This window comes from Stenotrophomonas sp. GW821-FHT02D01, assembly GCF_059421765.1.
On record NZ_JBWKVP010000003.1, the window covers coordinates 354,687 to 375,712 of the forward strand.

At 66.0% G+C, this 21,026-nt stretch carries 20 protein-coding genes; 13 read left to right on the forward strand and 7 right to left on the reverse strand.

The window, feature by feature from the left end; translation table 11 throughout:
- Positions 1-71: 71 nt before the first annotated feature.
- From AC07UW_RS09100 to AC07UW_RS09115, 4 genes are all read right to left on the reverse strand, one after another.
- Complete coding sequence (locus AC07UW_RS09100; RefSeq protein WP_495211897.1) at positions 72-1,370, reverse strand: replication-associated recombination protein A; 1,299 nt, start codon at positions 1,368-1,370, stop codon at positions 72-74.
- 99 nt (positions 1,371-1,469) lie between these two features.
- Positions 1,470-2,102: an outer membrane lipoprotein periplasmic chaperone LolA gene (gene lolA / locus AC07UW_RS09105; protein ID WP_495211898.1), complete on the reverse strand. Its 633-nt coding sequence runs from the start codon at positions 2,100-2,102 to the stop codon at positions 1,470-1,472.
- A 110-nt stretch (positions 2,103-2,212) separates the two neighbouring features.
- Positions 2,213-4,153, reverse strand: a complete 1,941-nt coding sequence (locus tag AC07UW_RS09110; protein WP_495211899.1) for a DUF3857 domain-containing protein — start codon at positions 4,151-4,153, stop codon at positions 2,213-2,215.
- A gap of 41 nt (positions 4,154-4,194) precedes the next feature.
- Positions 4,195-6,558 carry a DNA translocase FtsK gene (locus tag AC07UW_RS09115; RefSeq protein ID WP_025877236.1) on the reverse strand — a complete coding sequence of 788 codons (2,364 nt, stop codon included), beginning with the start codon at positions 6,556-6,558 and terminating at the stop codon, positions 4,195-4,197.
- A gap of 232 nt (positions 6,559-6,790) precedes the next feature.
- Here AC07UW_RS09115 and trxB point away from each other — a divergent pair, with 232 nt between their 5' ends.
- Complete coding sequence (gene trxB / locus AC07UW_RS09120) at positions 6,791-7,762, forward strand: thioredoxin-disulfide reductase (RefSeq protein WP_176020735.1); 972 nt, start codon at positions 6,791-6,793, stop codon at positions 7,760-7,762.
- A gap of 172 nt (positions 7,763-7,934) precedes the next feature.
- Positions 7,935-9,059: a GNAT family N-acetyltransferase gene (locus AC07UW_RS09125; protein WP_495211900.1), complete on the forward strand. Its 1,125-nt coding sequence runs from the start codon at positions 7,935-7,937 to the stop codon at positions 9,057-9,059.
- 61 nt (positions 9,060-9,120) lie between these two features.
- Here the strand turns inward: AC07UW_RS09125 and AC07UW_RS09130 are convergent, their stop codons facing one another.
- Entirely contained in the window at positions 9,121-10,389 is a 1,269-nt protein-coding gene (locus AC07UW_RS09130; protein WP_495211901.1) for a hypothetical protein, read from the reverse strand.
- A gap of 71 nt (positions 10,390-10,460) precedes the next feature.
- On the opposite strand from AC07UW_RS09130, the gene aat reads away from it, so the two are divergent.
- The 3 genes from aat to AC07UW_RS09145 all read left to right on the forward strand — a co-directional run bounded on the left by aat (position 10,461) and on the right by AC07UW_RS09145 (position 12,104).
- Positions 10,461-11,201 carry a leucyl/phenylalanyl-tRNA--protein transferase gene (gene aat / locus AC07UW_RS09135; protein ID WP_495211902.1) on the forward strand — a complete coding sequence of 247 codons (741 nt, stop codon included), beginning with the start codon at positions 10,461-10,463 and terminating at the stop codon, positions 11,199-11,201.
- An 86-nt stretch (positions 11,202-11,287) separates the two neighbouring features.
- Positions 11,288-11,506 (forward strand): translation initiation factor IF-1, encoded by a 219-nt coding sequence (infA, locus tag AC07UW_RS09140; protein WP_005409596.1) that lies wholly within the window; start codon positions 11,288-11,290, stop codon positions 11,504-11,506.
- 202 nt (positions 11,507-11,708) lie between these two features.
- A complete protein-coding gene (locus tag AC07UW_RS09145) occupies positions 11,709-12,104 on the forward strand; it encodes a hypothetical protein (protein WP_447945064.1) in 396 nt (131 codons plus the stop codon).
- Positions 12,105-12,177: 73 nt separating this feature from the next.
- Here the strand turns inward: AC07UW_RS09145 and clpA are convergent, their stop codons facing one another.
- Positions 12,178-14,460 carry an ATP-dependent Clp protease ATP-binding subunit ClpA gene (gene clpA / locus AC07UW_RS09150; protein WP_032974818.1) on the reverse strand — a complete coding sequence of 761 codons (2,283 nt, stop codon included), beginning with the start codon at positions 14,458-14,460 and terminating at the stop codon, positions 12,178-12,180.
- A gap of 137 nt (positions 14,461-14,597) precedes the next feature.
- Between clpA and AC07UW_RS09155 the strand changes: the two genes are divergently transcribed.
- On the forward strand, positions 14,598-15,410 hold the full coding sequence (locus AC07UW_RS09155; protein WP_495211903.1) for an APH(6) family putative aminoglycoside O-phosphotransferase: 813 nt from the start codon (positions 14,598-14,600) through the stop codon (positions 15,408-15,410).
- Between the two features lie 45 nt (positions 15,411-15,455).
- Here AC07UW_RS09155 and clpS read toward each other — a convergent pair whose 3' ends face one another.
- Entirely contained in the window at positions 15,456-15,782 is a 327-nt protein-coding gene (gene clpS / locus AC07UW_RS09160; RefSeq protein ID WP_025879127.1) for an ATP-dependent Clp protease adapter ClpS, read from the reverse strand.
- A 113-nt stretch (positions 15,783-15,895) separates the two neighbouring features.
- Between clpS and AC07UW_RS09165 the strand changes: the two genes are divergently transcribed.
- The 7 genes from AC07UW_RS09165 (at position 15,896) to AC07UW_RS09195 (ending at position 20,885) form a co-directional block, all read left to right on the forward strand.
- Positions 15,896-16,384, forward strand: a complete 489-nt coding sequence (locus AC07UW_RS09165) for a hypothetical protein (protein ID WP_025879126.1) — start codon at positions 15,896-15,898, stop codon at positions 16,382-16,384.
- A 1-nt stretch (position 16,385) separates the two neighbouring features.
- Positions 16,386-16,847 (forward strand): NUDIX hydrolase, encoded by a 462-nt coding sequence (locus tag AC07UW_RS09170; protein ID WP_025879125.1) that lies wholly within the window; start codon positions 16,386-16,388, stop codon positions 16,845-16,847.
- Positions 16,844-17,986, forward strand: a complete 1,143-nt coding sequence (gene mnmA / locus AC07UW_RS09175; protein ID WP_025879124.1) for a tRNA 2-thiouridine(34) synthase MnmA — start codon at positions 16,844-16,846, stop codon at positions 17,984-17,986. Before AC07UW_RS09170 ends, mnmA begins: the two co-directional genes overlap by 4 nt.
- The gene (hflD, locus tag AC07UW_RS09180) at positions 17,983-18,597 is read left to right on the forward strand and encodes a high frequency lysogenization protein HflD (RefSeq protein ID WP_495211904.1); all 615 of its coding nucleotides are present in this window, start codon (positions 17,983-17,985) and stop codon (positions 18,595-18,597) included. Before mnmA ends, hflD begins: the two co-directional genes overlap by 4 nt.
- Positions 18,598-18,761: 164 nt before the next feature.
- On the forward strand, positions 18,762-19,952 hold the full coding sequence (locus tag AC07UW_RS09185) for a methyl-accepting chemotaxis protein (RefSeq protein WP_025879122.1): 1,191 nt from the start codon (positions 18,762-18,764) through the stop codon (positions 19,950-19,952).
- A gap of 98 nt (positions 19,953-20,050) precedes the next feature.
- A complete protein-coding gene (locus AC07UW_RS09190) occupies positions 20,051-20,266 on the forward strand; it encodes a hypothetical protein (protein ID WP_080148816.1) in 216 nt (71 codons plus the stop codon).
- Positions 20,267-20,420: 154 nt separating this feature from the next.
- A complete protein-coding gene (locus AC07UW_RS09195) occupies positions 20,421-20,885 on the forward strand; it encodes a hypothetical protein (protein WP_495211905.1) in 465 nt (154 codons plus the stop codon).
- Positions 20,886-21,026 lie beyond the last annotated feature (141 nt).

Sequence of the window (21,026 nt, forward strand, 5' to 3'; positions counted from 1 at the left end):
AAAAAATAAGCCGCGCAGTCTGCCAAATGCATGCGGGCGGGGCAATGCGCCGCCTTGCGACACGCAGATGACTACGCGCCCTTGGCCGCCCTCGCCGCCTCACGCTCGGCACGCAGCCGGTCGAGCTTTTCCTTCAACTTGATCTCCAGCCCGCGCGGCACCGGGTTGTAATACACCCGCTCGCCCATCGCGTCAGGGAAACCGGTCTGGTCCAGCGCGATGCCGCCCTCGGCGTCATGGTCGTACTGGTACTCGGCACCGTAGCCCAGTTCCTTCATCAGCTTGGTCGGTGCATTGCGCAGGTGCAGCGGCACTTCTTCGGTACCGCTGTCGCGCACATCGGCCTTGGCCTGGTTGAAGGCGGCATAGCCGGCATTCGACTTGGCGGTGCTGGCCAGGTACAGCACCAGCTGCGCGAAGGCGAGCTCACCTTCCGGGCTGCCCAGCCGCTCGTAGATGTCCCACGCTTCCAGCGCCATGCTTTGCGCGCGAGGATCGGCCAGACCGATATCCTCGATGGCCATGCGGGTCAGCCGGCGCGCCAGATACGAGGGATCACAGCCGCCGTCGAGCATGCGTGTGAGCCAGTACAACGCGGCATCGGGATTGGAGCTGCGCACGGACTTGTGCAGCGCCGAGATCTGGTCGTAGAACTGCTCGCCGCCCTTGTCGAAGCGGCGGGTACGGTCGGCCAGCACCTGGGTCAGCGTCTGCGGGGTGATGCGCCCGCCCTCCCCGCCCGCGAGCTCGGCGGCGATTTCCAGCAGGGTCAGCGCACGGCGGACGTCGCCGTCAGCGGCGGTGGCGATCTCCAGCAGCAGCTCGGGCGCGACTTCGATGCCTTCCTCGCCCAGCCCGCGCTCGCGATCACCGAGCGCACGTTCCAGGGCTTCGACGATGTCGGTCGGCGAGACACCTTCCAGCACATGCACGCGGCAACGCGACAACAGCGCCGAGTTCAACTCGAACGACGGGTTCTCGGTGGTGGCACCAACAAACAGGATGGTGCCGCGCTCGATGTGCGGCAGGAACGCATCCTGCTGCGCCTTGTTGAAGCGGTGCACTTCGTCGACGAAAAGCACCGTGCGACGACCTTCGGCGAAGCGCTGGGCGGCCTCGGCCAGCACCTGGCGCACCTCCGGCAAGCCGGACAGCACGGCAGAAATGGCACGGAACTCGGCGTCGGAGTATTCAGCCAGCAACAGCGCCAGCGTGGTCTTGCCGCAACCGGGCGGCCCCCACAGGATCATCGAATGCACGCGACCGGATTCGACGGCGCGCCGCAGCGCGCTCTCCGGCGCGAGCAGACGCTTCTGCCCGACCATTTCGTCCAGGGTGCGGGGGCGCATGCGCTCGGCCAGCGGGCGCATGTGTTCCCGATCGACACTCAGCAGATCGGGCCCGGGGAATGAAGTGGAGCGATGTCTTGGCACGCGGCCATTGTACCGCGAGAGCGTGCCAACCAAGGGTCAGGTACCGGTAGTGCCGGCCGGCGGGGTGAAGCGGAAGGTGTTGGCGGCGAAGCTGGGGTTGCGCTTCCAGCCGCTGAAGCTGATCACGGTGCGCTGGCCCACGGCGTCGGTGATCTCCATCTTCGCCAGACCCTGCGCGTTGAAGCCCAGCGCGGCGTACTGGAAGCTGGCTTCGGTCTCGCGCTTCGGCGACAGCGACAGCCACTGCAGGCCATCGCGGGTAGCGGCCTCTTCGCTCACGTCGTACTGCTGCTCCAGAAGTGCCGGGTTGATCAGCGCGGTCAGCGGGCTGTTCTGCTCTTCCTTGCCCTGCTCGCGCACGGTCGCCTGCTCCAGGTCCGGCTCGAACATCCACACCTTTTTGCCATCGGCCACGATCAGCTGCTCGTGCGGGCGCACGTATTCCCAACGGAACAGGCGCGGTGCCGACAAAGCGACGCGACCACTGGTGGATTCCTTGACCTTGCCGCGGCTGTCGAACACCTGCTGGCTGAACTGCCCATCCAGGCCCTTCAGGCCGGTGGTGAAGGTCTTCAGGTCATCACGGGCGCCGGCCCAGGCGCTGCCGGCGGCGGCACAGGCCACGGCCAGGGTGGTGGTGGCGAGGAAACGGCGGAGGCGAAGGTTCATGCAGGGATCCTGTGGGCGCGCGGCCAGGAAAGTTGGGTGCCAGTGTGCCCGGCGAAAGATGAATGGGCGATCAGGACGCCATTATGACGCCCTGATCGCTGATCGGCGATTCAGCCGCCAGCGGCCGGCAGCTTGCCGTACAGCACCTGGCCACGGAAGCCGCGGCGTACCTCGCGGAACAGCGCGCGGAACGCGGCATAGTCCTGCGGCTGGCACAGCGCCTCGGCGCCGCGCACCGCGTTCTGCTGCAGGCGGTGATGCACGGTCACTTCCTGGCCCTGCCGGCTCCAGTCGACCCGGTACTCGCCGGCCGCATTGGCAAACCGCTGGCTGCGCGGAATCGCGATGATCGGGGCATTGGCCGGGAACTGCAGGCGATAGGTTTCCTCGCGCAGGCTGGCATTGCAGTAGAACGGCGTCTCATTGTCCGGCGCCGAGGCGCTGGCATACAGCCCGCGTACCGATTCACCACCGGGCGGATCGGGCACGGCCATGCCGCCGGCCACATCGAAGTCCACGTAGTCCTCGGCCTGGAAGGCCATGCGATAGCCAAACGGCCGGGTCAGGTCGACCGGCACACCCTGCAGCTGCAGCTGGCCGCGGCCATCGAAACCGGACGCGGCCATGATCGATTCTTCAGCGCGTGCCCGGTTCTGTGCATTGAGCTGGGCGAACTGCGCGCGCATGCCGATCTCGGCGTTGTCGCTCAGCTGCGGCACTGTCTCGCCACGCAGGTTGCCCTGCGCGTCGAAGGTGAAGCGCACATCCATCACCGTGGCGTTGCGCTGCGGATCATTGGCCGGCGTGCGCGCCAAAGTGGCATCGCGGGTGTGCAGCACCGGCGCGCCGAGGTCGCCGTCGGGAAGCTGGCCGAAGCGCGCCCAGGCACTGGTCGAGTCCAGGTACAGGTCGAACTCGGGCACGTAGGTGATGGCGTGGTTGAAGCGGCCCAGCAGCGGAATCTTCGGCAGCGTCGGGCCGCCACCGGCACCGATCAGCACCGGCGAACTGGTGATGCCCTTGGCTGCCAGCAGCGCCTCGAGGATCGTCACGTGGTCCTTGCAGTCGCCATAGTGGTTGTCGAGGATGCTCTGCGCACTGTTCGGCTCCAGGCCGCCATTGCCCAGGTACACCGCCACGTAGCGGATGTTCTGCGCGACCCAGCGGTACAACGCATCGGCCTGCGCGCGACGGTCGCTGATGCCGGCGGTGACTTCATCGGCCAGCGCCTGGATCTCCGGGGTGACCTGTGCGGCCGGCCCTGCTTTCAGTTGATAGGCGCGACCCATCTGCGCCCAGTCGCGGTAGGTGCTGGCCATGATGTTCGGCCCGAACTCCCACACCGCCGCCGACCAGTTCTGCGCCTGCATCGGCTCGCGGCGCTGGTAGCGCCAGCGCCACGTCGCCTGGCCGTTCTTCACCACCGGGCGATCGCTGCCCTGCACGCCGCGGCTGTCCACGTGCATGGGCAGGTTGGCTGGCGCGCTCAGAGTCACCTCGGCATCGTCGTACTGGGTGAACACATTGAAGGTTTCCCACAGGCCGAAGTAGCCCGGGAAGTACGGCGTCAGCTGGGTGCGCCGCACCTGATAGAACAGCCGGGTCCCAGGCGCCAGGTTGGGGAACACGATCACCCGAACCTTGCGGTCGGCATACATCGCGGCCGAGGCGCTGGAATAGCTTTCCTGGGTATAGATGCGGTCGGCCGGCACCTCGCGACGCTGGCCGTCGGCGGTCAGCGTGTAGGCGTTGACCACGTCCAGCGTTTCCATCTTCTCGCTGTAGCTCAACCGCACCTGGCTGAACTGCTCCACCGCTGCCTTGGTCTTGAGCAGGATTTCGTAGGTTTCAGTCTGTACATTGCCGGCATCGGCCCGCACCTGGTAGTCGGCGCGATAGCGGACGAAGCTGAAGTTGTTGCTGGCCTCGGCATCGCTGCCGGTGGACGGCGGCGCGACCGCAGGTGCAGCCGTCGCGGCGGCATCGGCCAGCGCCGGGCCGGCTGCCAGCAGGCAGGCCAGCGCCAGCGCGCAGGAAACGGGTTGAAGCATGCGTCGGTTCCTTGGACGTCGGGAATGCGGCAGGGCTTGGCTTACTTCGGCGGCGGCGGTGCCAGCACCGTGCGGTCGCCGTTGTGCTCGGGCGGACTGACCACGCCGGCCGCTTCCATGGCCTCGATCAGTCGCGCCGCGCGGTTGTAGCCGATCTTCAGGCGACGCTGCACGCCGGAAATCGACGCGCGGCGGGTCTCGGTGACCACGCGCAGCGCTTCGTCGTACAACGGGTCGGACTCATCGCCGCCGCCGGAACTGGTCTCCGGCAGGCCGGTCGCACCGACCACCACGCCATCGCCCATCGTCTGTACTTCGTCCAGCACGCCGTCGACATAGTCGGCCGGCCCCATTGCCTTGAGGTGCTCGACCACGCGATGCACTTCCTCATCGGACACGAAGGCGCCGTGCACACGCTCGGGCATCGCCGTGCCCGGCGGCAGGTACAGCATGTCGCCGTGACCGAGCAGCGTCTCGGCGCCGGACTGGTCGAGGATGGTGCGCGAATCGATCTTCGAGCTGACCTGGAAGGCGATGCGGGTGGGAATGTTGGCCTTGATCAGGCCGGTGATGACGTCAACCGACGGGCGCTGGGTGGCCAGGATCAGGTGGATGCCGGCCGCACGTGCCTTCTGTGCCAGTCGCGCGATCAGCTCTTCGACCTTCTTGCCGACGATCATCATCATGTCGGCGAATTCGTCGATGAAGATGACGATGAACGGCAGCGTCTCCAGCGGGCGCGGCGCCTCGCCCAGCTCCGGGTTCGGCTTGAACAGCGGGTCCATCATCGGCTGGCCGGCGTCCTGGGCGTCCTTCACCTTCTTGTTGAAGCCAGCCAGGTTGCGCACGCCCACCGCGCTCATCAGCTTGTAGCGGCGCTCCATCTCGGCCACGCACCAGCGCAGGCCGTTGGCGGCCTCCTTCATGTCGGTGACCACCGGCGCCAGCAGGTGCGGAATGCCCTGGTAGACGCTCAGTTCGAGCATCTTCGGGTCGATCATCAGCATCCGCAGGTCTTTCGGCGACGCCTTGAACAGCAGGCTCAACACCATCGCATTGACCGCCACCGACTTGCCCGAACCGGTGGTACCGGCCACCAGCAGGTGCGGCATGCGCGCCAGGTCGGCCACGGTCGAGCGACCGGCGATGTCCTTGCCCAGCGCGAGGGTCAGCGAACTGGCCGACTTGTCGTACTCCTTCGAGCGCAGCAGCTCGGACAGGTAGATCATCTCGCGGGTGACGTTGGGGATTTCCAGGCCGATCACCGACTTGCCCGGGATCACATCGACCACGCGCACCGACTTGACCGACAGGCCACGGGCGATGTCCTTGTCCAGCGAACTGATCTGGCTGACCTTGATACCCGGCGCCGGCTCGATCTCGAACCGGGTGATGACCGGGCCGGGGTTGGCGCCGACCACCTGTGCATCGATGCGGAAGTCCTTGAGCTTGAACTCGATCTGCCGCGACAGCGCGTCCAGGGTGTCCTTGTCATAGCCCACGGGTTGCGGCTTGGGATCATCCAGCAGGGCCAGCGGCGGCAGGTCCGAGCCGTCGCCATTGACGCCACGGAACATCGGGATCTGGTTGTCGCGCTTGGCCCGGTCGCTCTTTTCGATCACCGGCTCCGGGCGCGGCTCGATCTTCACCGGCTCGCGCTTGGCGCGCACTTCGGCATCGGCCTTGCGCACTTCCTGGCGCTCCTCGCGCAGCGCACGGGTCTGCTGCCATTCGGTGGCCTGCTCCTTCTTGCGCTCCAGCAACGGTGCCAGCGACATCACGCCGCGGCCGATCTTCTCCATCACCACGAACCAGGACAGGCCCGTGGCCAGGGTGATCGAGGCCAGCAGCAACACCAGCACGAACAGGTTCGCGCCCAGCGCGCCAAAGCCCACGCTGAGCGAATTGCCGACCAGCTTGCCGAGAATGCCGCCTGCATGGGAGACGTCGCCACTGAACAGGCGCACGTGCAGGAAACCGGTGCCGGCGATCAGGAAGCCGACCAGGCCGACCAGCCGCAACGCGGGGTCCAGATCGTTCTCGCCCTTGCTCTCACGCTTGAGGCCGAACATTGCGATCCAGGCCAGCGCGCCCAGCACCACCGGCAGCAGGAAGGCGATGTAGCCGAACAGCTGCAGCAGCACGTCGGCGATCCACGCGCCCGCGCGGCCGCCCATGTTGTGTACCGGCGCAACCACGCTGCCGGTGTGTGACCAGCCCGGGTCCGTCGCTGAATAGGTGAAAAGGCTGGCAGCCAGATACAGCAGCGCCGGCGCGATGGCGATCAGACCCAGGTCGCGCCACAGGCGCTGACGGCGTGGGTTGTCGGTCGTGGCCGCTGCCGCCGAGCGACGCGATGCCTTTTTGTCGTCGGACTTGGAGCGTTCGGGGACCTGCTTCGCCACCTTAGACCATACCTTTGGAATGCGCTGTTAGTGTTTGATAATAAACGAGACGGCGTCAGTTTTCAGTTATCCGTTGCCGCGCAAGCGAGGACGGGGCCTGAAACCGCCCGTGGATGGCGCTGTTCTGTTCATCGGCTTGAATCGCCCTGCCCCAGCCGCCACTCTATGACCAGCCAAGGATGCTGTGCAAACATCGCCGCGCCTTGTCCCATCTACCTTTTCGCGAGTCTACATGAGCACCAGCCTGCCCTCCCGCCACCAGCGTCTTGTCATCCTCGGTTCCGGCCCGGCCGGTTGGACCGCTGCCGTCTACGCTGCCCGCGCCAACCTGAAGCCGGTCGTCATCACCGGCCTGCAGCAGGGTGGCCAGCTGATGACCACCACCGAAGTGGACAACTGGCCGGGTGACGCCCATGGCCTGATGGGCCCGGACCTGATGGCGCGCATGCAGGCCCACGCCGAGCGCTTCGAGACCGAGGTCATCTTCGACCACATCCATACCGCGGACCTGTCGCAGCGCCCGTTCAAGCTGATCGGCGACAGCCACGAGTACACCTGTGATGCCCTGATCATCTCCACCGGCGCGACCGCCAAGTATCTGGGCATCCCGACCGAAGACGAGTTCAAGGGCCGCGGCGTCTCCGCCTGCGCCACCTGCGACGGCTTCTTCTACCGTGACCAGGACGTGGTCGTGGTCGGCGGCGGCAACACCGCCGTGGAAGAAGCGCTGTACCTGTCCAACATCGCCCGCAAGGTCTACCTGGTCCACCGCCGCGACACCCTGAAGGCGGAAAAGATCATGCAGGACAAGCTGTTCGCCAAGGTTGCAGCCGGCAAGATCGAAACCGTCTGGCACCACCAGGTGGAGGAAGTACTGGGCAACGAGGCCGGCGTGACCGGCGTGCGCGTGAAGTCGACCCTGGACGGCAGCACCCGCGACATCGATGCCCACGGCTTCTTCGTGGCCATCGGCCACCACCCGAACACCCAGTTGTTCGACGGCCAGCTGACCATGAACAACGGCTACCTGGAAATCCGTTCGGGCCTGGGCGGCAACGCCACCCAGACCTCGGTGGAAGGCGTGTTCGCCGCCGGCGACGTGGCCGACCAGCACTATCGCCAAGCGATCACCTCGGCCGGCTTCGGCTGCATGGCCGCACTGGACGCAGAGCGTTACCTGGATGCACAGGGCAAGGCCAGCTGAGGCTGGCTTCCATAGCGCCGAGGCATGATTGACCGGGAAGGCCGACGTGAAAGCGTCGGCCTTTTCTTTTCAGTAGTGCCAGGCCATGCCTGGCAAGCACGACCGAGCCCGCAACAAACTGGACCGGTTACGCAAACCCAGCTCGCATCCCACCTGCCCTATCCTTTCCCCCATGCCCAGCGCCCGCTTCCTCGACTCCCTGCAGTCCGTTCCCGCCACCGACTGGGATGCCCTGCACGACGGCGGCAACCCATTCGTCAGCCACGCTTTCCTGTCCGGCCTGGAAACCTACGGTTGCCTGCGCGAGGACTGGGGTTGGCAGCCGCAGCATCTCACCCTGTGGGACGGCGATGCCTTGCTCGGTGCCATTCCCGGCTACCTGAAGACCAACTCGCATGGCGAGTTCGTGTTCGACCACGCCTGGGCCAATGCCTATGCGCGCCATGGCCGCGACTACTACCCGAAGTGGCTCGGCGCGGTGCCGTACTCGCCGGTGACCGGCCCGCGACTGCTGGCCCGTGATGCGTCGCAGCGCACCGCCCTGCTGACGGCACTGCGCGAACAGATGCCCGCACTCGCCGTGTCGTCAGCACACATCAATTTCCACACGGCGGCGGACGAAACAATCTTCGACGACGACTGGCTGCTGCGCGAGGACATCCAGTTCCAGTGGCAGAACCCAGGTGACTGGTGCACGTTCGAGCAGTTCCTGGGCGCGATGAACCACAAGCACCGCAAGAACATCCGCCAGGAGAGGTCCAAGGTGAACCGGCAAGGCATCACTTTCCGGGTGGTGCATGGCGACGAAGCCACCCGCGCCGATCTGCAGGCCATGTACCGCTTCTACCTGCAGACGTTCCTGGAATACGGCAACGCGCCGGCGCTGACCGAGGCGTTCCTGCGCCATCTGGCAATTTCACTCGGGCGCGGGCTGGTGCTGTTCTTGGCCGAACAGGACGGTGAGCCGATCGCCGGCGCGCTGTGCCTGCGCGGCGGCGACACGTTGTACGGCCGCTATTGGGGCGGCGCCACCCTGCCCGGCCTGCACTTCGAGGCCTGCTACTACCAGGGCATCGAGTACTGCCTGCGCGAGGGCGTGGCCCGCTTCGAACCGGGTGCGCAGGGTGAGCACAAACTGGCGCGTGGTTTCCTGCCGACCATCGTGCGCAGCCGGCACTGGGTGGCCGATGCGGAGTTCGCCGAAGCGTTGCGCGACTGGTGCCGGCAGGAGCGGAGGGATGTGCGGCGCTACCAGCAGGAGCTGCAGGGGCATGGCCCGTTTCGCGCGGAACCGTAGCGTCGGAGAAGCGCGCCAACCAAGGTTGGCATCTACCACGGCAATGGCGGGAATGCTGCGCTCAGGTGCATTGCCAGAAGTGCCCGCTCACCCGGCACTTCGCGCACCAGAAGCTGTACAGCATGCCGCCACTACCCCACAGCAACATGCCTTCATTGGTAGTCGGCAACGTTGAGTCCAGCTGCATCACGAAAGGCATCTGCTCGCCGCAATCGATGCACGCCGGGTAGTGCGCGCTCTGCACCCAGCTCGGTGCGCCACCCACCCGCGACAGGTTCTGCCGGTGATTGGACTGGCCCCAGTCCTGCTGCTGCCAGCGATGGCTGTCCATCGCGGCAAGACCCACCTCGGCCTGCAGCAGGTCGCCGCTGTCGGTGGGCTTGATCGGCACCTGGCAGTGCTGGCTGGGGTGACAGCTCGGCATGCCTTCTGCATCGTGCCGATAGAAACGCACCGGCGGGTCTTCCCAGCCACAGCAGTCCAGGCACAGCCCGAGCGTGACCTCACCCTCCGCGTCCGGCTGCAGCGCCGCAGCATCGGACTGCAGCAGACGCTGCAGCGGCGCATGACAGCTGCCGCACATGGCATCGAGCAGCCCGCCCATGCGCCCGGCGTGACGCACCTGGCCGCTATTCCAAGTGGGGTGCAGACGCCAGATCCGCTTGCGCCAGGCAGGCTCTTCGGCCACCTGTGCGCGATGCTGTTCGCGCCCGAAACGCAGGTGCAGCGGTTGCTGGCCATGCAGACGGCGCAGACGCGGGACATGGGCCAGGCCCGCCCAGTGCGCCCAGACCTCGGCATCCAGGTCGCTCCAGTCGGCCAGGTAGCCACGGGCGGCGGCGTGGGTCTCCGGCTGGGTGGCCAGCAGCACTGCCTTGGCCCGCTCCAGTTCGCGATCGTCGTCTGCCTCGGTCAACCGATGCGCCCAGTCAGTCGCAACCAACGGCGGCAATGCCTGCCAGACCTGCGAGGCCAGCTGGATGTGATCCTCGATGGCGACCTCCAGCAGCGCCTCCCAATCGTCCTGCAGCGTCTGCGGCGCCTGGTAGCTGGCAAACTCCAGCACGCTGGTCAGCAGCTCGCCACGCTCGCCGTCACGATAGCGCCGCCAGGCGTCAATACAGACCGGGGCAACAGCCTCGTCCGGCAGCAGATCCAACGCCGTGTCGAGGAAGGTGGAGCCGGGTGAGCGGCGATCCAGCGCCTGCAGCAGCAGCGCGCCGAGCTGTGGGCGGTCTTCGCTGGCCAGGGTCAACAGCATGGCCAGGCTGTCATTGCGTGTGCGCGGCGCATCGTGCGCATCGAGGATGGCGGTGATCAGATCGCTCATGCGGGGCTCCTTGCCGGTAGTGCGTGATGGTGCCAGACATCGCGCATCGCCACGACGAATACAATGCCGTCATGACCCGTCAGTTGCCTTGGCGCCTGGCTGATGCGCCGGATGCCCCCTTCCCGCCGGCCGAGACAGCGCTGCGCCAACCCGATGGCCTGCTTGCGGTGGGCGGCGACCTGCATCCGCTGCGCCTGCTCAACGCCTATGCCGGCGGCATCTTTCCGTGGTTCAGCGAAGGCGAGCCGATCCTGTGGTGGTCGCCGGATCCGCGCATGGTGTTCCGTACCGACGGCGTGCACCTGAGCAGCAGGTTCCGCCGGCAGCTGCGCGGCAACTGCTGGGAAGTGACCGCCGATACCGCCTTCAGCCAGGTGATGCGTGCCTGCGCCAGCGCCCTCCGCCCCGGCCAGGACGGCACCTGGATCAGCCCGGCGATGGTGGATGCCTACAGCCAGCTGCACGACCTGGGTTTCGCACATTCCTTCGAGGTGTGGGATCGGCAGACGCTGGTCGGCGGCATCTATGGCGTGGCCATCGGCACGATGTTCTTCGGTGAAAGCATGTTCAGTGGCGAAAGTGGCGGCTCCAAGGTGGCACTGGCCGCACTGGCACGCACGCTTCACGGCTGGGGTTGGCCACTGATCGACGCGCAGGTAGAGAATCCGCATCTGCTGCGCATGGGCGCCGAGCATCTGCCGCGCGCGCCGTTTCTGCAGCAGGTCCGCAGCGCGGTACAGGCGCCGGGCCGGGAAGGCGCCTGGACCCGGCTCGTCGGGCGCGTGCCGGCAGCGGATTTCGCCGGGGAATAACACAATCTTTGCAAGCTGGGCGTTTGACGCGTAAAATGCTGCGCCTTAGGCCCAGCGTGGCCGTTTTCTGAACCGCACAGGACTACATGTCGAAAGACGATTCCATCGAGTTCGAGGGCACCGTCAGCGAGACGCTGCCGAACACCACTTTCCGCGTTCGTCTGGAAAATGGGCACGAAATCATCGCCCACATCTCCGGCCGCATGCGCAAGAACTACATCCGCATCCTCACCGGTGACCGGGTCAAGGTTGAAATGACCCCGTACGACCTGACCAAGGGTCGTATCACCTACCGAATGAAGTAAGCGGCTGGCGCGTTGCGCCACCCCGACAAGGCCAGCCCTGGACGCTGGCCTTTTGTCATGCCTGCAATCCGGCCCTGCCGGACGACACCCTGACCGAATGCACCGTGACATCGGTCAGCCATGCTTGCGGCAGATTCGCATTCGCAGCTGTGGCGGCATCGTGGCATCCGATCCAATCCGGATCGCCACCCCTGCCCCCGCCATGAACATGCCCTCCCTGCCCGCTGGCTTCGCTGCCCTTGCACTCATTACCGCCACCCTGATCGCACCCGTCGCCCAGGCCGCCGACACCCCGGCGGCAAGCACCGGCGACAGCTGTATTGCCTTGAGCGAAGACCAGCAGATCGTCCGCGCCGGCGCCGATCGTGATGTGCTGCTGCGCAATGGTGACCAGCACTACCGCGTTGTGTTCAAAACCTCCTGCAACAACGCAGTGACCTCGCGCCGGCTGGCGTTTGAAACCCAGGGCGAGAGCAACCAGCTATGCGGCGACTCACGCAGCGAGCTGAAGACCGACCGCGCCAACTGCACGGTCGAGCGTATCGAGCCACTGGACGCCGCCGCCTTCAAGCGCATGGCCCGCCAGCGCAGCCGCTGAAGGGCTGACACGACAAGGGCGGCCTGAGCCGCCCTGTCGTTGCTTCCGTCGCCGGGCAATGCCCGGCAGGCGCTTACTCAACCGTGGCCGGCAACAGCCGCTCAGGCTCGGCCTGCGCCTCGACAACCAGCTCGTCGTTGCGCACGTCGATGCTGACCTTGCCGCCGTTGACCAGCTTGCCGAACAGCAGTTCGTCGGCCAGCGGGCGCTTCACCTTGTCCTGCAGCACCCGCGCCATCGGGCGGGCACCCATCAGCGGGTCGAAACCGTGGTGGGCCAGCCAGTCGCGCGCAGTCGGCGTGGCCGACAGGCTGACGTGCTTCTCCTGCAGCAGCATCTCCAGCTCGATCAGGAACTTGTCCACCACGCGCAGGATGTGTTCGAAGCCCAGCGGCTGGAACTGCACCACCGCATCGAGGCGGTTGCGGAATTCCGGGGTGAACGCACGGCGGATGGTCTCCATCGCATCGGTGGCGTGGTCCTGCTTGGTGAAACCGATCGAGCGCCGCGAGGCCTGCGCCGCGCCGGCATTGGTGGTCATCACCAGCACCACGTTCTTGAAGTTGGCTTCGCGGCCATTGGTGTCGGTCAGCACGCCGCGGTCCATCACCTGCAACAGGATGTTGAAGATGTCCGGGTGCGCCTTCTCGATTTCATCCAGCAGCAGCACGCAGTGCGGCGTCTTGACGATCTTCTCGGTCAGCAGGCCACCCTGATCGAAGCCGACGTAGCCCGGAGGGGCACCGATCAGGCGACTGATCGAATGCGGCTCCATGTACTCGGACATGTCGAATCGGACCAGCTCGATGCCCAGCTGCAGCGCCAGCTGCTTGGTCACCTCGGTCTTGCCGACACCGGTGGGGCCGGCGAACAGGAAGTTGCCGATCGGCTTTTCCGGATTACCCAGGCCCGAGCGCGCCAACTTGATGGCCGACGCCAAGGTGCCGATGGCCGGATCCTGGCCGAAGATCACCATCTTCAGGTTGCGCTCCAGGTGCTGCAGCACATCCTTGTCGGTGGCACTGACCTGCTTGGCCGGGATACGCGCCATCTTGGCGACGATGGCCTCGACCTCCTCGACGTCGATCAACTCCTTGCGCTGGCCTTCCGGCATCAGGCGCTGGCGGGCACCGGCCTCATCGATCACGTCGATGGCCTTGTCCGGCAGCAGGCGATCAGCGATGTGCTTGACCGACAGATCGACGGCGGCCTGCAGCGCTTCATCGGCGTAGGTGACGCCGTGGTGGGCTTCGTACTTGGACTTCAGGCCCTGCAGGATCTCGTAGGTTTCGCCCACGGTCGGCTCGACGATGTCGATCTTCTGGAAGCGACGGGCCAGCGCCCGGTCCTTCTCGAAGATGCCGCGGTATTCCTGGAAGGTGGTCGAGCCGATGCAGCGCAACTCGCCCGACGCCAGTGCCGGCTTGATGAGGTTGGAGGCGTCCATGGTGCCGCCCGACGCCGAGCCGGCACCGATGATGGTGTGGATCTCGTCGATGAACAGCACCGCATTGGGCACCTTCTTCAACGCGGTCAGCACGCCCTTCAGGCGCTTTTCGAAGTCGCCGCGGTACTTGGTACCGGCCACCAGCGCGCCCAGGTCGAGCGAATAGATGACCGCATCGGCCAGCACGTCCGGCACCGAACCTTCAACGATGCGTCGGGCCAGGCCCTCGGCAATCGCGGTCTTGCCGACGCCGGCCTCGCCCACGTACAGCGGGTTGTTCTTGCGGCGGCGGCACAGGACCTGGATGGTGCGCTCGATCTCGTCGGCACGGCCGACCAGCGGGTCGATGCGACCGGCACGGGCCTGCTCGTTGAGGTTGCTGGCGAACTCGGTCAGGGCATCGCCCTTGGGCTCGCCTTCGCCCCCTTCCATGCGGCCCTCACCCTCGGAGGAGGACGGCTGCTCGCCTTCCTCGCCCAGCTTGGCGATGCCGTGGGACAGGTAATTGACCACATCCAGCCGGGTGACATCCTGCTGGTTGAGGTAATAGACCGCGTGGGAGTCCTTCTCGCCGAAGATGGCAACCAGCACATTGGCACCGGTGACCTCCTTCTTGCCGGAGGACTGCACGTGGTACACGGCCCGCTGCAGCACGCGCTGGAAGCCCAGCGTGGGCTGGGTATCGCGGCCGTCATCTTCGGCCAGGCGGGACACGGAGGCCTCGATGGCCTGCTCCAGCTCCTGGCGCAGGCGGTCGGCGTCGGCGCCACAAGCCTTCAATACGGCCTGGGCGGACGGGTTGTCGAGCAGTGCCAACAGCAGGTGTTCGACCGTCATGAACTCATGTCGGGCCTCACGGGCGCGCTTGTAGCACTGGCCGATGGTGTGTTCGAGGTCTTTGCTGAACATGGATTACTCCGGCGGCAGTTGGAGACAATATGCGGCCTGACTACACGATTTCCATCACCCTAGCGGATTGCGACGTTCAGATGGCGTTAGCACTACCAAACGCTTGATCATCGTTCACTCCAGGACAGCCCACCCACATGAGCGAACCCTACCTGAGCCGCTGGCGATTGCGACGTGATGGTCCTTCGATCCGTACCCCCCATGCCCGGCTCTGGCCGGTGCTGACCGCCTCTGGCGAGGCGGCCATGTTGAAGGTGAGCACGGAGACAGAGGAACAGAACGGCCATCGCCTGCTGCGCTGGTGGAACGGCGACGGTGCCGCACGCCTGCTGGCCCACGAGGGGCCGGCGATCCTGATCGAACGGGCGCGCGGCGATTCGCTGCGGCAACGCTCGATCAAGGGCGAGGACGACGCCTGCACCATGATCCTGTGCCAGGTCCTGCAGCAGCTGCACCGGCCACGGAGCGCGCCACCAGAAGATCTGGTCTGCCTGCGTAGATGGTTCGCCGATCTGCTGCAACCAAGGGCACTGCTGCCGCCATTGCTGGAACAGTGCAGATCGCTGGCGATGGCACTGCTGGAGGACGAGCAGGAGATCCGCCCCCTGCATGGCGACCTGCACCACGACAACGTGCTGGATTTCGGCGCGCGGGGCTGGCTGGCGATCGACCCGAAGCGGTTGCTGGGCGACCGCGCGTTCGACTACACCACGATGTTCAGCAATCCGGACCTGTGCGGGCCGGGCATCCATGTGGCAACACGGCCCGAGCGCTTCCATGCCCGGGTGGAACAGGTCTGCCGGCTGGCCGATCTCGAGCGCACGCGGCTGCTGCGCTGGATCGCGGCCAGTGCCGGCCTGTCAGCGGTGTGGTTCAGGGATGATGGCGACCCGGCCGACATCGATGAGGCGGTGGCCGAGATGGCCGTGCAGACGCTGGCGGAGGCGTGACTCGAACTGGCAGGTGCCCACCCTGGTGGGCACGCCGCGCCAGGGTCAGGCCTTTTCCATCGTGCACAGCAGCGGGTGCTGGTTCATCCGCGCGTACTCGTTGACCTGGGCCACCTTGGTTTCGGCCACTTCGCGGGTGAACACACCGCAGACGCCACGGCCACGGGTGTGGACGTGCAGCATCACCTGGGTGGCCTTGTCCAGATCCATGTTGAAGAACTGCTGCAGGACGTCCACGACGAAATCCATCGGGGAGTAGTCGTCATTGAGCAGCATGACCTGATAGAAGGGCGGCGGCGCCACTTCCGGGCGCGCGGGCTCCACGGCAACGCCGTGCTCGTGGTGGGAATCGGGGGCGGACTCGCGAGGCATCTGCCGATTATAAGGGGTGCGACGGCCTTGCGTAGGCCCCGCGTGGAATGGACGGCACGGGCGCCCGCCGTCACAATTGCACCTTCCCACACACATGGTTTCACAGGATCTTCATGAAAAGGACCCTTCTCTCCGCCCTGCTGATCGCCCTGGCTGCCGCGGGCACCGCTGGCGCTGCGACCACCACTGACAGCACGAAGGCCGACAAGGCCGTTGCCCGTCACCTGGAAAAGCTGGGTTACACCTACGAGGTCGATGAAGACGGCGATTACCAGATGGTGTTCGATGTCGAAGGCGATCGCACCCAGATCGTCTATGTGCGCTCGTCGGTGGAAGACTTCGGTACCCACAACATCCGCGAGATCTGGTCGCCGGGCTACACCTCGCAGACCAAGCAGTTCCCGGTGGCCGTGGCCAACCGCCTGCTGGAAGATTCGCAGGACGCCAAGATGGGCGGCTGGGTGAAGCAGGAGTCGACCGCGATGTTCGTGGTGAAGATCGATGCCGACGCCACCTCCGACCAGCTCAGCGACGCCATCGATGCGGCCATCCGCACCGCCGACGCGATGGAGCTGGAGCTGACCAAGAAGGACGATCTCTGAGTTGAACACCTCGCCGGACCCGCGCTGGGCACCGCATGCAACCGTCGCCACCGTGGTGGTCGACGGCGGCAGGGTGCTGCTGGTGGAAGAAACCATCGAGGGCCGGCAGGTGCTGAACCAGCCGGCCGGGCATCTGGAGCCGGGTGAAAGCCTGGCCGAGGCCGCCCTGCGCGAGACCGTCGAGGAAACCGGCTGGACGGTGGAACTGACCGCCTTCATCGGCTGCTACCAGTGGACCGCCGGTGACGGCACCCCGTTCCTGCGCTTCTGTTATGCCGCGCGCCCGGTCTCGCACGACCCGGCGCGGCCGCTGGATGCCGGCATCGATCGGGCGCTGTGGATGACCCCAGCCGAACTGCAGGCCGCCGCCGGACGCCAGCGCAGCCCGCTGGTCTGGCAAGTGCTGGCCGACTACCTGGCCGGCCAGCGCTATCCGCTTGCACTGGTCCGGGAGGTCGCATGAGCAGCCCACGGGTGATGGTTGGCGTGTCTGGCGGCGTGGATTCTTCCGTGGCTGCCTGGCGCCTGGTGCAGCAGGGCGAGGCCGTGGCCGGTCTGTTCATGCAGAACTGGGCCGACGACGGCAGCGGTGACTGCCGCGCCGAGGACGACCGCCGCGACGCGGTAGCGGTCTGCGGACTGCTGGGCATTCCGTTCCATTTCCGCGACTTCTCCAACGAATACTGGCAGGGCGTGTTCGAGCACTTCCTGGCCGAATACGCCGCCGGCCGCACGCCCAACCCGGACGTGCTGTGCAACCGCGAAGTGAAGTTCAAGCACTTCCTTGATGCGGCCCGAGAACTGGGCGCCGAGCGGATCGCCACCGGCCATTACGCGCGCATTGCCCAGCGCGGCCATCAATGGCTGCTGCTGCGTGGTGCCGATCGCTCCAAGGACCAGAGTTACTTCCTGCACCAGCTGGGGCAGGAGCAGCTGGCGGCCACCCTGTTCCCGATTGGTGACCTGGAAAAGAGCGACCTGCGCCGGATTGCCCGCGACGTCAGCCTGCCGACCCATGCCAAGAAGGACTCCACCGGCATCTGCTTCATCGGCGAGCGCGATTTCCGTGAGTTCCTTGGACGTTACCTGCCGGCCAAGGCCGGGCAGATCCTCGATCCCAGCGATGGCAGCGTGATCGCCGAGCATCCTGGCGTCTTCTATTTCACCCTGGGCCAGCGCGAAGGCCTGAACATCGGCGGCGTGCGCGGCCGCCCTGCCGCGCCCTGGTATGTAGTCGGCAAGGACGTGGCCAGCAACGTGCTGTACGTGGACCAGGACCGTGACAGCCCATGGATGCTGTCCAACCGGCTACGCTCGGAAACCGCGCATTGGATCGCCGGCGCGCCACCGGCACGGCGTTTTGAATGCACCGCGCAGACCCGCTACCGCCAGCCCGATGAGCCGTGCACGGTGGACGTGCTGGACGACGGCAGCGTGCAGGTCACCTTCGCCCGGCCGCAGCGTGCAGTCACCCCCGGGCAATCCCTGGTGCTGTATGACGGTGAGGTCTGCCTGGGTGGCGCGGTGATCGCCGCCACCGACGCGCCGCTGGAACAGCGCCTGCGCACCACCCCTTCTCCTTTTGAGGTAATCGCTGCATGAGTTTCACTGTCGACGACCGCGTTCTGGCTTTGGCCGGCATTGCCCAGGCCCTGCAGCAGGTACGCCGTATCGCCGATACCGGCCATTCCGACGCCGCGGCCGTACGCACCGCCGTGGACAGTGTGTTCCGCATCGATGCGTCCTCGCCGCAGGCGGTATTTGGCGATCGGCATGCACTGAAGTCCGGCCTGCGCCTGCTGCACAACCATTTCCGCAACCAGGGCCAGGACCCGATCCTGCCCAAGCTGGCCCTGTCGGTACTGCAGCTGGAGCGCCGCTTCGTGCAGGACGGGGCCACCGTGAACAAGGTCGCCTCGGGTATCGAGCGCGCCCAGCGCCAGGCCACCGACCTGGGTGACAGCGGCCACCCCGATGTGCTGGCCGCGCTGGGCGGCCTGTATGCAGACACCATCAGCCACCTCAAGCCGCGGGTCATGGTGCAGGGCAACCCGCATTACCTGGGCCAGGCCGGCGTGGTGGCCGAGATCCGCGCGCTGCTTCTGGCCGCCGTGCGTGCCGCTGTGCTGTGGCGGCAGCTGGGTGGCAGCTACTGGGACTTCCTGCTCAGCCGCAAGGCCATGGTCGAGGCCGTGGACCGGCAGCTGGCCTGAGGCCATGGGGTCGGATCCCTTTCCGGCACGGAAAGGGCTCTGACCCCGAACAGCCCGGCAGCGCCGGAAAACCGGCGCATTCAGAATGCACTTCGAAGCACATCGACGTTAAAGAGAAAGGGGGTACGGCCGATACATCCTCCGTGCACCTCCCGAGAACGTCCATGTACTCACGCATTTTCATCCGTCTGGCCGCCCCCCTGGCTCTGACCCTGCTGCTCCCCTTCGCCATCGGTTTCGAATGGCCGGTCGCCCTGCGTTGGGCGATCCTGACCACGATGACGCTGAGCTGGCTCGGCTTTGCGTGGTGGACCGCCCGCGCCCAAGCGCACCGTTCCCCGGAACATGCCCGTGTCCTGCGTGAGCAGGACCAGCTGCTGACCGAACTGCGCAACTTCGTCGGCAACGAGATCGACGGTTCGCGTGGTGAAGTGGAACGCGCCCGCGACCTGATCCGCCAGGCCGTCTCCAGCCTCGGCGGCAGCTTCGATGCCATGAACCGCAAGTCGCGCCAGCAGAGCCAGGCCCTGTCACGCATCGTCGACCGCGCCGGTGACGAAGGCGGCGCCGGCCTCGACGTTGCCCGCTTCGCCCAGCACGCCAGCCACCGCATGGAACAGCTGGTGGAAGCGCTGGAGCAGGTCAGCGGCCAGAGCAGCACCACCGTGCAGCACATCGACCAGATGGCGCAGCACCTGGATGGCATCTTCGCGCTGCTGGAAGACGTCAAGTCGATTGCCGACCAGACCAACCTGTTGGCCCTGAACGCCGCCATCGAAGCTGCGCGTGCCGGTGAAGCCGGTCGTGGTTTCGCGGTGGTCGCCGACGAAGTGCGCAACCTGTCCGAGCGTTCGACCACCTTCAACGAGCAGATCCGCAAGCTGGCGCACAGCTCCAAGGATGCCATCGCCAAGGTCCGCGAGACGGTTTCGCACATGGCCTCGCGCGATATGGACCGCTCCCGTGAAGCGCGCCAGGAAGCCGCGGCGATGCTGGACAACGTGGCGCAGATCAACGCTTCGCTGGGTGACGGCATGCGCGAAGTGTCCGACTGCGCGCGCTCGATCGATGGCAGCGTGGCCGAAGCCGTGCGCGCCCTGCAGTTCGAGGACATCGCCACACAGGCCCTGGGCGGCGTGCATACCCACCTGGACCGCCTGACCGCGATCAACCGCGAAGCGGTGGCCCTGCAGGAACTGCTGCACCGCAACGGCGGCGTGTTCGACGAGGAAATCGCCTCTGCCCTGCAGCGCACCGGCAACCGCCTGCGCGAACTGCGCAGCGAATGGGAGCGTCCGCCGCACAAGCCGGTTGCCCAGCAGAGCATGGGCGCCGGTACGGTCGAGCTGTTCTGATCCTGATGTCCGCTGCCCCTTCCGGCAGCGTGCGAGGCCCCGGTTCTGCCGGGGCCTTTGCGTGTGACCCGCCTTTGGATGCATCCTGCAAGCGCACCATGACCCTGATCCGCGCCCTGCCCCCGATCAACGAGAACGAGCGCCCGCGCAATGCGGGCGTACGTGAGCAGCTGCGCCAGCTGGAAGAGGTGGCCCGCGAAGAAATCCAGGAGCTGCAGAAACTGGCCGACGCGCGCCCTGCCCCACCGGCAGCCGGCGATGACGTGCTGGGCCTGGCGTGGGACCTGGGGTTGGATGGGGAAGCCTTGAGGTAGATCCACGCCATGCGTGGATGGCTTTCACCCGAGCACCAGCCATCTCAGGTCTTCCTGTCGATTAGTGCCCGCTGCCAACAGCGATTTGAGAATTGTTGCATGGCTTGAGCCGGGCCAGCAGGACACACTGCCTTTTTGCAACCCAGGCATCAGCATGACGCTAGACCTTGACAAGGCCCGCGAAGCCTTCGAACAATTTTTGATGATCATGGACGACCAGATTGAATGGCTTGTCGACCAGGCGCACGTCCGCGGCATCGAACTTGACGGGAGTCTGGAGAGCCTGGATCGCCTGGAGATCCTGTACACGACGATGGCTGCGACGCTATCGGAGGACGAACAGAATGCTCTGAGGGTTGTGTTTGCACGATATCTGGGCGATGTAGTGTGGGAGCATCACGGCGGCAAATGGACCCTGCCACTGGATGACCCCAAGGACATAAACTTCAACATGCCGGTTATCGTGGGACACTCATCCTGCCCGTGGCTGGAATTCAATCCCATCCATACGATGCGAGCCTATTCACTTCGGCCCAGGCCGGGAATGATCCGAAGCATCGTTGCGCACAGCGTTGATCCACAGATTCTGGATCTCAGTGATCTGGTGGAAGAGGATTGATCCAGAGGGACTGCTGGCCACCTGCGCTTTCTCGGGCGTGCACGCCACAACGCTACGGATGGTCCCGACATCATCCACGCATGGCGTGCATCTACTGGCGTGGCGTAATCGCTATGGCATGATGCCCCGGCCCCATTCATG

Coding starts and splice junctions, on each gene's coding strand:
- AC07UW_RS09110 (WP_495211899.1), bottom strand. CDS start 4,153: ATGCTTCAACCCGTTTCCTGCGCGCTGGCGCTGGCCTGCCTGCTGGCA.
- hflD (WP_495211904.1), top strand. CDS start 17,983: ATGAGTTTCACTGTCGACGACCGCGTTCTGGCTTTGGCCGGCATTGCC.
- infA (WP_005409596.1), top strand. CDS start 11,288: ATGTCGAAAGACGATTCCATCGAGTTCGAGGGCACCGTCAGCGAGACG.
- clpA (WP_032974818.1), bottom strand. CDS start 14,460: ATGTTCAGCAAAGACCTCGAACACACCATCGGCCAGTGCTACAAGCGC.
- AC07UW_RS09100 (WP_495211897.1), bottom strand. CDS start 1,370: ATGCGCCCGCTGGCCGAGCGCATGCGCCCCCGCACCCTGGACGAAATG.
- lolA (WP_495211898.1), bottom strand. CDS start 2,102: ATGAACCTTCGCCTCCGCCGTTTCCTCGCCACCACCACCCTGGCCGTG.
- AC07UW_RS09125 (WP_495211900.1), top strand. CDS start 7,935: ATGCCCAGCGCCCGCTTCCTCGACTCCCTGCAGTCCGTTCCCGCCACC.
- AC07UW_RS09195 (WP_495211905.1), top strand. CDS start 20,421: ATGACGCTAGACCTTGACAAGGCCCGCGAAGCCTTCGAACAATTTTTG.
- AC07UW_RS09165 (WP_025879126.1), top strand. CDS start 15,896: ATGAAAAGGACCCTTCTCTCCGCCCTGCTGATCGCCCTGGCTGCCGCG.
- trxB (WP_176020735.1), top strand. CDS start 6,791: ATGAGCACCAGCCTGCCCTCCCGCCACCAGCGTCTTGTCATCCTCGGT.
- AC07UW_RS09190 (WP_080148816.1), top strand. CDS start 20,051: ATGACCCTGATCCGCGCCCTGCCCCCGATCAACGAGAACGAGCGCCCG.
- aat (WP_495211902.1), top strand. CDS start 10,461: ATGACCCGTCAGTTGCCTTGGCGCCTGGCTGATGCGCCGGATGCCCCC.
- AC07UW_RS09145 (WP_447945064.1), top strand. CDS start 11,709: ATGAACATGCCCTCCCTGCCCGCTGGCTTCGCTGCCCTTGCACTCATT.
- AC07UW_RS09130 (WP_495211901.1), bottom strand. CDS start 10,389: ATGAGCGATCTGATCACCGCCATCCTCGATGCGCACGATGCGCCGCGC.
- AC07UW_RS09185 (WP_025879122.1), top strand. CDS start 18,762: ATGTACTCACGCATTTTCATCCGTCTGGCCGCCCCCCTGGCTCTGACC.
- mnmA (WP_025879124.1), top strand. CDS start 16,844: ATGAGCAGCCCACGGGTGATGGTTGGCGTGTCTGGCGGCGTGGATTCT.
- AC07UW_RS09155 (WP_495211903.1), top strand. CDS start 14,598: ATGAGCGAACCCTACCTGAGCCGCTGGCGATTGCGACGTGATGGTCCT.
- clpS (WP_025879127.1), bottom strand. CDS start 15,782: ATGCCTCGCGAGTCCGCCCCCGATTCCCACCACGAGCACGGCGTTGCC.